General features: G+C 63.2%; 12 protein-coding genes. 8 read left to right on the top strand and 4 right to left on the bottom strand.

Annotation, left to right across the window (positions count from 1 at the left end):
- The first annotated feature begins 7 nt into the window (after positions 1-7).
- The 5 genes from N7333_RS13795 (at position 8) to cueR (ending at position 2,473) form a co-directional block, all read left to right on the top strand.
- Positions 8-160: a hypothetical protein gene (locus N7333_RS13795; RefSeq protein ID WP_177491153.1), complete on the top strand. Its 153-nt coding sequence runs from the start codon at positions 8-10 to the stop codon at positions 158-160.
- A gap of 142 nt (positions 161-302) precedes the next feature.
- The gene (locus N7333_RS13790) at positions 303-1,304 is read left to right on the top strand and encodes a hypothetical protein (protein ID WP_129482878.1); all 1,002 of its coding nucleotides are present in this window, start codon (positions 303-305) and stop codon (positions 1,302-1,304) included.
- Complete coding sequence (locus tag N7333_RS13785; protein WP_252576729.1) at positions 1,304-1,648, top strand: hypothetical protein; 345 nt, start codon at positions 1,304-1,306, stop codon at positions 1,646-1,648. The genes N7333_RS13790 and N7333_RS13785 overlap by 1 nt, the downstream gene beginning before the upstream one ends.
- A 12-nt stretch (positions 1,649-1,660) precedes the next feature.
- Positions 1,661-2,005 (top strand): hypothetical protein, encoded by a 345-nt coding sequence (locus N7333_RS13780; protein WP_252576728.1) that lies wholly within the window; start codon positions 1,661-1,663, stop codon positions 2,003-2,005.
- Positions 2,006-2,041: 36 nt separating this feature from the next.
- Entirely contained in the window at positions 2,042-2,473 is a 432-nt protein-coding gene (gene cueR, locus N7333_RS13775) for a Cu(I)-responsive transcriptional regulator (RefSeq protein ID WP_129482877.1), read from the top strand.
- Between the two features lie 81 nt (positions 2,474-2,554).
- Here the strand turns inward: cueR and N7333_RS13770 are convergent, their stop codons facing one another.
- Positions 2,555-3,442: a PA4780 family RIO1-like protein kinase gene (locus tag N7333_RS13770; protein ID WP_129482876.1), complete on the bottom strand. Its 888-nt coding sequence runs from the start codon at positions 3,440-3,442 to the stop codon at positions 2,555-2,557.
- 86 nt (positions 3,443-3,528) lie between these two features.
- Positions 3,529-4,416 carry a LysR family transcriptional regulator gene (locus tag N7333_RS13765; protein WP_129482875.1) on the bottom strand — a complete coding sequence of 296 codons (888 nt, stop codon included), beginning with the start codon at positions 4,414-4,416 and terminating at the stop codon, positions 3,529-3,531.
- A 99-nt stretch (positions 4,417-4,515) separates the two neighbouring features.
- Here N7333_RS13765 and N7333_RS13760 point away from each other — a divergent pair, with 99 nt between their 5' ends.
- Entirely contained in the window at positions 4,516-5,157 is a 642-nt protein-coding gene (locus N7333_RS13760; RefSeq protein WP_129482874.1) for an NAD(P)-dependent oxidoreductase, read from the top strand.
- 75 nt (positions 5,158-5,232) lie between these two features.
- On the top strand, positions 5,233-5,532 hold the full coding sequence (locus N7333_RS13755; protein ID WP_129482873.1) for a DUF2218 domain-containing protein: 300 nt from the start codon (positions 5,233-5,235) through the stop codon (positions 5,530-5,532).
- A gap of 99 nt (positions 5,533-5,631) precedes the next feature.
- Here N7333_RS13755 and N7333_RS13750 read toward each other — a convergent pair whose 3' ends face one another.
- The gene (locus N7333_RS13750) at positions 5,632-6,375 is read right to left on the bottom strand and encodes a 5-oxoprolinase subunit PxpA (RefSeq protein WP_129482872.1); all 744 of its coding nucleotides are present in this window, start codon (positions 6,373-6,375) and stop codon (positions 5,632-5,634) included.
- A 229-nt stretch (positions 6,376-6,604) separates the two neighbouring features.
- On the opposite strand from N7333_RS13750, the gene N7333_RS13745 reads away from it, so the two are divergent.
- Entirely contained in the window at positions 6,605-8,836 is a 2,232-nt protein-coding gene (locus N7333_RS13745) for a TonB-dependent receptor (protein WP_129482871.1), read from the top strand.
- An 83-nt stretch (positions 8,837-8,919) separates the two neighbouring features.
- Here N7333_RS13745 and N7333_RS13740 read toward each other — a convergent pair whose 3' ends face one another.
- Positions 8,920-11,115 (bottom strand): TonB-dependent siderophore receptor, encoded by a 2,196-nt coding sequence (locus N7333_RS13740; RefSeq protein WP_279858990.1) that lies wholly within the window; start codon positions 11,113-11,115, stop codon positions 8,920-8,922.
- Positions 11,116-11,279 lie beyond the last annotated feature (164 nt).

The following is an 11,279-nucleotide window of genomic DNA, read 5'->3' as shown; positions in this document are numbered from 1 at the left end:
GGCCGCTGTGCACAGCCAGTGGCTGTCCATCCATCAGGGTATGGGCCTGCGCCTGAGCGGCAAGCTGCCGGCACAGCCGGAGGGCAGCTACTGGCAGTTGCAGGTGATCTACCATAACCCCCTGGCCATGCTGACCGGCACCCTTAACCCCGCCAACTAGTGGTCGGTGGTGCCCAGGGCATGCGCTATATCATCCGTGGTACCAGTATTACCGAGCATGGCAGCAGCGACGGCCCATTGCTCAGCGACAGCCTACCCGCCGTTGAGGTCGAACGGACAGTCTTGACTCCCGAGGATCAGTAATGAACGCACAGGCCGGCGATATCGAACGCGGCTTTCTCCGCCAACAGGAGCATCTGGCCCCTTTGCCGATACCAACCGGGCAGCCACCCCAGGATCTGATGAATATCATCTGGCGCAAAAACTCGGTTTATCTGGATATCGGTAGTTTCGCCATGGGGGGGGGGTGGATGACGCTGCATGCCATGTCCCTCGTATTCATTGCGATTTCTGTTTGGGTCGTTGCAAGCTCTTCTGCCGTTCCAGGTGTAACTTGGGTCTATCTGGGGATTATCCCATTGGTGGGGGCGGCGATCATGGGGCCGCTTTGGTACTTTTTTATAAAGCAATGGCGTAAACCACTGACACCGCCCCTGCGCTTCAACCGACAGCGCCGTGAGGTCTGCGTGACCGAGCCGGACGGCAACTACTGGTTCGTTCCCTGGGAGCGTGTGCATGCTGTGTCCCCCAGCGCGCTTAGCCTCAATACCGGCGGCGCCAGCAAGCAGGGTGCACTTATCCTCTGGTTGCCCCTCGAAGGGCAGGAGCATGAGGCCTATTCGGAGAACAAACCGGGCTGGGTGATGATGCTCAATACCGGAGGTGGCACTGGCTCCATGGCGCAGTGGGAATGTATTCGCAGCTTTATGGAAATCGGCCCGGAGGCGGTGCCTGATACCACCCGTGAAGACGCCTATGAGAAGGTTCAGCGCGGCGGCTACCTGGGGGCATGGATCGAGGCATTCCAGCAGTTGTTCCGCGAGCTGAAGCAAGGCCAGTTCGGTGCTGCCTGCATGACCTTTCTCGGCCTGACCATTTTCGGTTTGCCCTGGATTGCGGTACTGCTGATCCGAAAACTCGCCAATATCCCCGACCTGACCGCCCCAGAAGCGGTGGAATGGTCAAACCCCCTGCCACCCGAACAATGGGCCAAGCGCTCCCCGGAACTGGAGCGTGCTATCGCAGAGCGGGAGGCTGAGCTGGCCCGACAGGTAGGCACAGCGGACGATGAATCGAGCCGATAATGGACGCCACACTATCGGTCAGGGCCGTTCTGGCGAATACCCTATTGCTCATACTGGTGACCGGCACCCTCAATCATGTCTATGCTGCCTTCTTCGGGATTCGCAGGCTGGATAGGTACTTCTCCAGCAAGCCTGATCCAAGCTGGGAATCACGGAGCCCATTCGATGGTTTCTATAGATTGCACAAGTACAGTTTTCTCTACTCGCTAGGCATACGCCGCCCCACTGTAGGCGCGGGTCTATCGCTCTGGCTGTATTTCTCGTTCTTCAGCCTCACCATCATTTGGATCACATTAGGCTTGGCGGCGCTCGGCAGGTATTTACAGATTGGCCCCTTTGCCTAGGCGTATCCCGGCGTGAGTGACGCATCGCCCCTGGAAATCGTGCTGGTCCTCGTCTGGGTGCTGCTTTTCGTCGCCGGCGGCTTCAACGGCATCTACATGTGCTTCCATGGGATAAGTCGGCTCGACCCATACTTTTCCAGGCTTCCTGATTTCAGGCAGGAGTCCGTCAGCCCTTTCGACCGTTTCTGCCGGATGCACCGTTATAGCTTCCGCTACACCCTGGGCTTGAACAAACCCAGGGTCAGCCTACCCCTGTCGATATGGTTGTACTTCACTTGCTTCAGCCTGACGGTATTCTGGATCAGCATGATCATCGGCCAACTCAAGATTCATTTCGGGTTCAACCCTCTGGCATAGTCACGCGGAGTTTCTGCCGACAAGAAGGCTGCATCCATGAACATCGGCCAAGCCGCCAAGCACACCGGCCTCAGCGCCAAGATGATCCGCTACTACGAGTCCATCGACCTGCTGCCGCGCGCCGGGCGGTCGGAGAGTGGTTATCGGCAGTACAGCGCGTCGGATCTGCACCGCCTGGCCTTTATCAAGCGGGCGCGGGATCTGGGGTTTTCTCTGGAGGAAGTGGGCCGGCTTCTGGCCCTGTGGCAGGACAAGCAGCGCGCCAGTGCCGATGTGAAGGCGCTGGCCGAGGGACATATCGCAGAACTGGAACGCAAGATCGCCGAGATGAGCGCGTTACGCGATACGCTGGTGGAGCTGGCCGACAGTTGTCAAGGCGATAGCCGGCCGGATTGTCCGATTCTGCAGGGATTGGAGGAAGGGGTGGGCTGCGGTGCGCCGGGGTGTTCGTCGCACCGTCAACCGTAGGGCCGCGCCAGTTATAAAGTCCCACCCGCGGCACCGGGCGCAGTGTGAAGATGGTGCGAACGGCGCACCCTACGCCCCCTCTCAACGCATCCAGGGTGGTGTGGGTTCGACGTCCTTGGGCTCGTCTTCGGCGTTGCGCAGCGCCTGTTTCTTCGCTTCTTCGGCCAGGGCGGCCTTGATCTCGCGCATCACCGCATCGATATCGGCGGCGTCCTCAGGTTCGGCGAACTCGCCGGTCAGCTGGGTGTGCGGCGTCAGTTTGCCGGCCTCGTAGAGTGCCCACATTTCCTTGGCGTACTTGGTGTATCTCAGCTCGGGGGCGAACTGGCCGAAGTACTCGGCCATGTTGCGCACGTCGCGCTCGAGCATGCTGAAGGCATGGTTGTTGGCCGCCGCGTCCACCGCCTGCGGCAGGTCGATGATCACCGGGCCGTCGGGGCCGAGCAGCACGTTGAATTCCGACAGGTCGCCATGCACCAGGCCGGCGCAGAGCATCTTGACGATCTCCTGGATCATGAAGGCATGGAATTCACGGGCGTCGTCCGGGTGCAGGTCGACGTCGTTGAGCCTGGGGGCCACGTCACCCTCGCCATCGGTGACCAGTTCCATCAGCAGCACGCCATCGAGAAAGTCATAGGGCTTGGGCACCCGCACGCCAGCACTGGCCAGGTGAAACAGCGCAGCGACCTCGGCGTTCTGCCAGGCCTGCTCCTGCTCCTTGCGCCCGTACTTGCTGCCTTTGGCCATGGCGCGCGCCTGGCGGCTGCCGCGCACCTTGCGCCCTTCCTGATACTCGGAGGCCTGGCGGAAGCTGCGCTTGTTGGCTTCCTTGTAGACCTTGGCGCAGCGCAGCTCGTCGCCGCAGCGCACCACATAGACCGCTGCTTCCTTGCCGCTCATCAGCGGGCGAAGCACCTCGTCCACCAGGCCATCCTCGACCAGGGGTTCAATACGTTTGGGCGTCTTCATCGGTGCGAATCACGGGTCCTTTCTGATGGAGAGATTGATTGCCGGCCATCCTCGCACAGCCAGAGACGGATGCCGACTGTTGATCATCATGCGCTGACCAGATGCCGCCTTAGCGCCTCGATGGCATAGCGCACCTTGGCCGGTTGCGCGTCGCGACGCGGGGTGACGATATGCAGGCCGATCGGCTCCAGCTGCCAGTCCGGCAGCAGGGCCAGCAGCTCGCCGCGCGCCAGCAGCTCGCGGATTTCCGGCTCCGGCTGCAGCGAAACGCCCATGCCCGCCAGGGTGAACTGGCGCGCCGCAAGAACGTTGTTGCAGGCGATGCGACTTTCCAGACGCAGGCGCTGCGTTGCGCCGCCCGGCCCGTGCAGCTGCAGATGCTGGCTGCGCTCGGTGTTCAGCGCGATCCAGTCCAGATCGAGCAGTTGCTGCGGCTGCGTCGGCCAGACGTGGCGCGCCAGGTAGGCCGGCGCAGCGCAGACCAGCATGCGCCAGTCCGCGACATGCCGGGCCACCAGGCTGGAGTCATCCAGCTGGCCGACGCGGATGGCCAGGTCGATACGCTGCTCGATCAGGTCGATCTGCTCGTCCTGGAAAAACAGACGCAGGCTCAGCGCCGGATGCGCGCTCAAGAGCGGCGCCAGCGCTTCACTCAACACCGGCCCGGAAAAGCCGACCGGTGCGGCGATACGCAGCTCACCAACCGGCGCGTCACGCTGCTCGGCCAGACGTTGCTCGGCCTGCTCGGCCAACTCGACGATTTGCCTGCAACTCTCGTAGAACTGGGCCCCCGCCTCGCTCAGGGTCAACTTGCGCGTGGTGCGATGCAGCAGGCTGACGCCAGTGGCCTCCTCCAGCCGACGGATCTGCTGGCTGACGGCCGACGCGCTCATGCCTAGGACCTCGGCGGCAGCGACCATCGAGCCCTTCTGCACCACCGTGGCGAACAGCGCCATGCGTTTGAGCTGCTCCATTATGAAGCCCTGCTTAATTATCCAAGTGCATCAAGCCAGTTTTTCCGGCGTTTATCCATAGGGATGATGTGTTCACCTTCACACACCGAGGCACTCCCCATGAAACTCGCCCTGATCGGCGCCAGCGGTTACGTCGGCGCGCCGCTGCTGCAAGAAGCCCTGAATCGCGGCCACCAGGTCACCGCCCTGGTACGCCATCCGGAAAAACTGCCCGCTCATGCCAATCTGGTCGCCGTGCGAGCGGACGTGCACGACAGCGCGGCGCTGGCCGAACAGCTGCGTGGCCACGATGCGGTACTCAGTGCCTTCAACCCCGGCTGGGGTGTGGCCGACATTCGCGAGCAGTTCATCGCCGGCAGTCGTGCCATCCTCGCTGCGAGCAGGCAGGCCGGAGTCAGGCGCCTGCTGGTGGTCGGTGGCGCCGGCAGCCTCTATGTCGCCCCCGGCCTGCAGCTGATCGACACGCCGGATTTTCCCGCCGAGTACGAGGAAGGCGCCGAGGGCGCACGCCAAGCACTGAACATGCTGCGTGACGAGCATGAGCTGGAGTGGACCTTCCTCTCCCCCGCCGCCCTGCTCGAGCCGGGGCCGCGCACCGGCAAGTTCCGCCTCGGAGGCGACGAGTTGCTGATGGACGGCGACCAGCCCGGACGCATCTCGCTGGCGGACCTGGCCGTGGCGCTGCTGGACGAAGTCGAGCAGCCGCAGCATGTCCGTCAGCGTTTCACCCTGGCCTATTGAACCGACTTGCCGCCGCTACGCGATGGAGCGGCGGCCACCAGCAGACCCGGTGCGCAATGCACCCAAGGAGCAGCGATGAACACATTGAGCAGCAGCGCTTTCGTCACCACCGACACGCCCGCGCGCTACATCGGCCGGCTGTGCAAGCACTTCGCACACAAGATTCCGGTCAGCTTCGACGCGCAACAGGGCCGTATCGAGTTCGCCTTCGGCCTGGCCTCGCTGCAGGCCGAAGCTCACGGGCTGCGCCTGCGGGTCGAGGCCGCCGGCAGCGAAGAACTGCAACGCCTGCAGGAGGTGGTGGCCAGTCATTTCGAGCGTTTCGCCTGGCAGGAGGCGCTGACCCTGGACTGGCAGCCGAACGGCCCCCGCTAGCCGGCCTGCGTAGGGGGTGTTGCGCGTACCAATCGCTGCGTGGCTTGCAAAAACTCGCTGGTGCGCACGGCGCACCCTACGTCATGTTTGGCTCGCGCCTCACAATGCATCCAGCTGCGCCCGCAAGCGTCGCAGCACGGCCAGCGACTCGGGGTTGTCGCCGTGCACGCACAGGCTGTCGGCGCGCAACTGCAGCGGCTTGCCATCGATATCGGCAAAGGGCTCGCCACGGGCGATGGCCAACGCCTGGGCGAGGATGCGCTCGGGATCCTGGTGCACCGCGCCACTGAGCCGGCGTGGAGCCAACTGGCCGTCCGAGAGGTAGGCGCGGTCGGCGAAGGCTTCGAACATCAACGGCACGTCCGCCTCGTCGGCCAGGCGCAGCTCTCGGCCGTTGTCGGCCAGAGCCAGCACCATCAACGGCAGGCCCTTGCGGTAGCAGTGGCAGGCATCGAGCACCGCCATCAGCAGCGCATCGTCGCGCACCAGATCGTTGTACAGCGCGCCGTGCGGCTTGACGTAGGCCAACTGGCCACCGGCGGCGCGGCAGAAGGCATCCAGCGCGCCGATCTGATACAGCACCAGCGCCCGCACCTCTTCGGCCGAGCATTGCAGATGGCGGCGGCCGAAGCCCTGCAGATCCGGATAGGAAGGATGCGCGCCGATGCGCACGCCATGCTCCATCGCCAGGTTGACGCTGCGCGCCATGATCAGCGGATCGCCGGCATGGAAGCCGCAGGCGAGGTTGGCCTGATCGATCAGCGGCATGGCCAGCGCATCGTCGCCCATGCGCCAGGCACCGAAGCCCTCGCCCATGTCGCAGTTGAGAAGAATACGGTTCATGCCGGCAGCTTAGAGCGCCTGGAAAACATCCGCAAAGCCTGTCCGCGCATTCGAGAATTTATCGCACTTACAAAATTTACACCTGGCTGCAGCCCAGCCACCACGGCACGTCCAGGCCGTTGCCGTGGTCATCGATCTCACCCGCGATTGAACCCTATATGCAAATCACTATCATCCCGGCCGTTCGCAACCGTTCCGCCTGCACTCTCATACTGCCAGGAGTAGATCGATGTCCGCCCTCAATTCCCGTACCGCCCTGGCTAGCGCCGTTGCGCTGGCCGCCAGCTTCGGCGCCCAGGCCAACGAGCCGATCGCCCTGGGCGACGTGGTCGTCAGCGCTTCCGGCTTCGAACAGAAGATCACCGAAGCCCCCGCCAGCATCAGCGTGATCAGCCGCGAGGAGTTGCAGCAGAAGCGCTACAGCAACCTGGCGCAGGCATTGGAAGACGTCGAAGGCATCGACGTGCGCCAGGGCACCGGCAAGACCGGCGGCCTGAACATCAGCATTCGCGGCATGCCCAGCGACTACACCCTGATCCTCATCGACGGCCGGCGCCAGAACACCGCGGGCAACGTCACGCCCAACGGCTTCAACGAAACCGCCACCAGCTTCATGCCGCCGATGTCCGCCATCGAACGCATCGAGGTGATTCGTGGGCCGATGTCGACCCTGTATGGCTCTGACGCCATGGGCGGCGTGGTCAACATCATCACCCGCAAGGTGGCCAAGGAATGGGGAGCCAGCCTGAGCCTGGACCACACCTTCCAGGAGAACCGCGACTATGGCGCCACCAGCAGCACCAGCCTCTATGCCAGCGGCCCGCTGGTCGAAGGCCTGCTGGGCCTGGCTGTGCGCGGCAGCTTCTATGACCGCGGCGAGTCGGAGCTGCAGTTCGACAACGACAGTACCGTCAGCAAGCGTGGCGCGTCGCCGGTCGAGGGCCGCAACGCGACCTTCGGCAGCCGCCTGACGCTGACCCCGAACGAAAGCCACGACTTCTCGCTGGATTTCGAGCGCGGCCGTCAGGTCTACAACAACGACGACTGCCAGCTGGGCAATCTCGATGGCAAGAACGGCGGCAGTGCGACCGACGGCTGCACCACCAATGCCCCCTTGCGTGCCAATGGTTACAAGGATGAACTGCGCTTCCAGCGCGATCAGTTCGCCCTCAGCCATACCGGACGTTTCAGCTTCGGTACGCTGGAAAGCAGCGTCACCCACAACACCACGGAAACCTTCGGCCGCACCATTCCCGGTAACCCGATCGGCAACTCGTACACCGGATTCCCCTCGATCATCATCGGCGACGACCGCGAGCTGAAGTCGACCGATCTGGTCGTCGACACCAAGCTGGTCGCTCCAGTGGGCGAATCGCACATCACCACCGTCGGCGCTCAGTGGTGGGACGCCAAGGTCACCGACGGCATCGCCGACGAAGATTTCCAGCAGACTTCCTGGGCGCTGTTCGCCGAAGACGAGTGGCGTCTGCGCGACAACCTGGCGCTGACCCTGGGCGCCCGCTACGAAGATCATGAAGCCTTCGGCGGCCACATCAGCCCGCGCGCCTACCTGGTCTGGAACACCACTGACGCCTGGACACTCAAGGGCGGCGTCAGCCGTGGCTACAAGACTCCGACGCTCAATCAGCTGCACGATGGCATCAACGGTGTGACCGGCCAGGGCTCGACCATCACCATCGGCAGTCCGGACCTCGACCCGGAGATCACCACCAACACCGAAATCGGCGCGTACTACGACAACCTCGCCAACTTCAATGCCAACGTCACCCTGTTTCACAACAAGTTCAAGGACAAGATCGACGACGGCACACCGCTGGCGAACTGTTTCTACACGGCGAACCCGAACCAGCCAGGCTGCGTGAGCTATGGCCCGGGTTTCACTCAGGAGAACTTCGCCCAGAGCGTGAACATCGGCGAAGCCGTGACCAAGGGCGTGGAAGTAGCGGGTCGCTGGCAGTTCGCACCGGCCTGGGCGCTGGCCGTCAACTACACCTACACCGACAGCGAACAGAAAAGCGGCATCAACAAAGGCGCGCCTCTCACCAATACGCCGGAGCACATGGCCCATGCGCGCCTGAGCTGGGCTGCCAATGACCGCCTGACCCTGTGGTTCAAGGGGGAGTATCGCGGTGAGCGCGCCCGCTTCACCGATCGTTACGCCAACCTGACCGCCGCGAACAAGGCCCTTTACGATGCCGTCGGTGATCTGAAGGCTTATGAAGTCTTCCACCTCGGGGGTTCGTTCAAGGCGACCGAAAACCTGACGTTCAGCGCCACGATCTACAACCTGTTCGACAAGGACTTCACCAGCGGCAGCTACTACACCACCAACACCGGTTCCACCGGATGGGCGTCCGACTACACGCAGATCGGCCAGTCGACCACCGGCACTCTGGAAGAAGGGCGCCGCCTCTGGCTGTCCACCGTCATCGAGTTCTGATTCAGGACACTGCAATGCAAAACGCCAGCCCCCGGGGCTGGCGTTTTGCTTTCTGGCGACTTCCAGGGAAGCCGCAGCGGCACTCAGAAGCTGTAGGTCGCCGACAGGATCGCCGAGCGCGCATCGCCGTACTCGATGGCCGAGGAGCGGGCGGTGGTACCGATGTTCTGCCGCACACGCTCGACGTAATCCTTGTCGAACAGGTTGTTGACGTTCAGCTGCAGGTCGAGGTTGCGGTTGACCTTGTAGCCGATCATCGCGTTGTGCAGCCAGTAGGCGTCGAGTTTGGCCTGGGTGCTGGCACTGACGTTGCGCTCGCTGACGTAACGGGCGCCATAACCCAGCGTCCAACCCTGAGCGACCTCGTAGGTGGTCCACAGGTTGAACGAGTGCGGCGGGGTGTTGCCCAGCGCCTGACCCTCGCGGTTCGGGTCGATGGTGGACTTGAGGGTCTCGCTGTCGAGGAAGGTGTAGTTGGCGTAGACGTCCCAGCGCTCGCTCAGCTTGCCGGTAGCCCCCAGCTCGACACCCTGCACGCGCTGCTCGCCCGCCAGGATATAGCTGCCATCGGCCAGCTGCTCGCGCGCATCGGTCTTGTCGACGCGGAACAGCGCGCCATCGAGCATCAGGCGGCCGTCGAACAACTCCCACTTGGTGCCCAGCTCCCAGGTCTCGTTCTTCTCGGGATTGAGGCTCTGGGTCGCGGCGTTCAAGCCACCGCCGTTGGAAGCGACGTTCTCCGCCGAGGGGTTGAAGGAGGTGCCCCAGGCGACGTAGATGCGGCCATTTTCGGCCGGCTTGTAGACCAGGCCGGCACGGCTGCTGAGCTCTTCATCGGTGGAGGTGAAGCGGCCGGTGCGCACATGACTGGCGGAGAAGGACTCGCTCTCGGCATCGAACCAGTCATAACGCAGCCCCAGGTTCAGGTCCCACTGCGGGCTCAGTGCAATGCTGTCGAACACGTAAAGCGCACGGTTATCCAGCTGGTTCTCGGTGTAACCGGTGGTGGTCTTGTTGATCGGGCCGTTCCAGCGACCGGGCGGGTTGGACAGGTCGAAACCGCTGCCCGGATACACGGCATTGCCCAGGCCATGGTTGTAGGTCTTGAGGTCGAGATTCTCGCGCGACACCTCGACACCGGTGACCAGCTCGTGGGCCAGCCCGGACGTGTCGAAGCTGGCGCGCAGGTTGGTCTGGTTGATCCACATTTCGGTGGTGACGTCACGCCCATAACCCTGCGGGCCGGCCGGACGATAATTACCCGCCGGCACGCCGGTCAGGTTCACATGCGACGCGGAAACCACCGTCTCGCGATCCACACGGCTGTAACGGGTCAGGTTCTGCAGACGCAGCGCGTCGTTGATGTCGTGCTCGAGGTTGACGGTGAACGCGTCCTGCTCGATGCGCTCCTTGTCCAGATTCTTCCAGCCGAAGTAATCCTCGCGGCTGACGCCGGCCAGCTTCTTGCCATCCAGCGCGGGCACGCCGTAGTCGGGCAGGTTGTCATCGCTCTGGTGGAAATAGCTCAGGGTCAGGCGAGTCGCCTCGCTCAGGCCCAGCGCCAGCGAAGGCGCGATGCCCCAGCGCTCACGGTCGATCTGGTCACGCCCGGGGACATCGTTCTCGTGCGCCATCAGGTTCAGGCGCACGGCGCTGCCGACACCCACGCCATCGAGGGTCTGGTTGGTGTCCAGGGTCAGGCGGTGGTAGTTGTCGGTGCCGAGGCCGGCGCCGATTTCGGTGAAGTCTCGCTGCAGCGGCTGCTTGCTGATGATGTTGATGCTGCCGCCCGTGGTACCTGCGCCCCCGAATACCGAATTGGGGCCCTTGATGACCTCGACCTGCTCGATATTGAAGGTATCGGTGCGGCTGGTCTGGGCGCTGTCGCGCAGGCCGTCGATCTGCAGGTTGGCGTTGGCGGAGAAACCGCGGATGTTGATGCTGTCACCCGAGCCGCCACCGCCCTCCCCGGCGTTGAAGGTAATGCCGGAGACGTTGGACAGCACCTGGCGCAGGCTCAGCGCCTGCTGCTCACGAATCACCTCGGCCGGCACCACATTGATGGTCTGCGGCGTATCGAGCAGCGGTTTGACGTACTTGGCCGATGCGGAGCTCTCCGTCTTGTAGCCGCTGTCCCTCTTTGCCTTGACGGTCAGATTGTCCAGCTGCACGGCGTCGTCAGCCAGAGCGGGCAGGCTCAGCGAGGCGACTGCAAGACCGACGGCAGTGGCCAGCAGGCGCTTGGAAGGCAGGGAGCGTTGGCAGTTCTTGGCGCACATTTGATAATTGCTACCTTAGACTATTGATAATTATTCACATAAATACTCGGACGTTGCCCTTGATATCCGGGGGTCACGAGCAGCGGGTCGCGCAGGCACGGCGAAGCGGCTTGCAGCTAAATGCAAATCTATATCATCCGCATGAAATAATCAGCAACAACCTT

The sequence above is a fragment of the Pseudomonas sp. GD04158 genome (assembly GCF_029834875.1).
GTDB lineage: Bacteria > Pseudomonadota > Gammaproteobacteria > Pseudomonadales > Pseudomonadaceae > Aquipseudomonas > Aquipseudomonas hydrolytica.
This window is presented reverse-complemented; position numbering and strand designations above follow the sequence as displayed.

Bases quoted from the DNA above. Each gene is read 5' to 3' on its own strand.
- N7333_RS13790 (WP_129482878.1), top strand. From the start codon at position 303: ATGAACGCACAGGCCGGCGATATCGAACGCGGCTTTCTCCGCCAACAG.
- N7333_RS13785 (WP_252576729.1), top strand. From the start codon at position 1,304: ATGGACGCCACACTATCGGTCAGGGCCGTTCTGGCGAATACCCTATTG.
- cueR (WP_129482877.1), top strand. From the start codon at position 2,042: ATGAACATCGGCCAAGCCGCCAAGCACACCGGCCTCAGCGCCAAGATG.
- N7333_RS13770 (WP_129482876.1), bottom strand. From the start codon at position 3,442: ATGAAGACGCCCAAACGTATTGAACCCCTGGTCGAGGATGGCCTGGTG.
- N7333_RS13765 (WP_129482875.1), bottom strand. From the start codon at position 4,416: ATGGAGCAGCTCAAACGCATGGCGCTGTTCGCCACGGTGGTGCAGAAG.
- N7333_RS13760 (WP_129482874.1), top strand. From the start codon at position 4,516: ATGAAACTCGCCCTGATCGGCGCCAGCGGTTACGTCGGCGCGCCGCTG.
- N7333_RS13755 (WP_129482873.1), top strand. From the start codon at position 5,233: ATGAACACATTGAGCAGCAGCGCTTTCGTCACCACCGACACGCCCGCG.
- N7333_RS13750 (WP_129482872.1), bottom strand. From the start codon at position 6,375: ATGAACCGTATTCTTCTCAACTGCGACATGGGCGAGGGCTTCGGTGCC.
- N7333_RS13745 (WP_129482871.1), top strand. From the start codon at position 6,605: ATGTCCGCCCTCAATTCCCGTACCGCCCTGGCTAGCGCCGTTGCGCTG.
- N7333_RS13740 (WP_279858990.1), bottom strand. From the start codon at position 11,115: ATGTGCGCCAAGAACTGCCAACGCTCCCTGCCTTCCAAGCGCCTGCTG.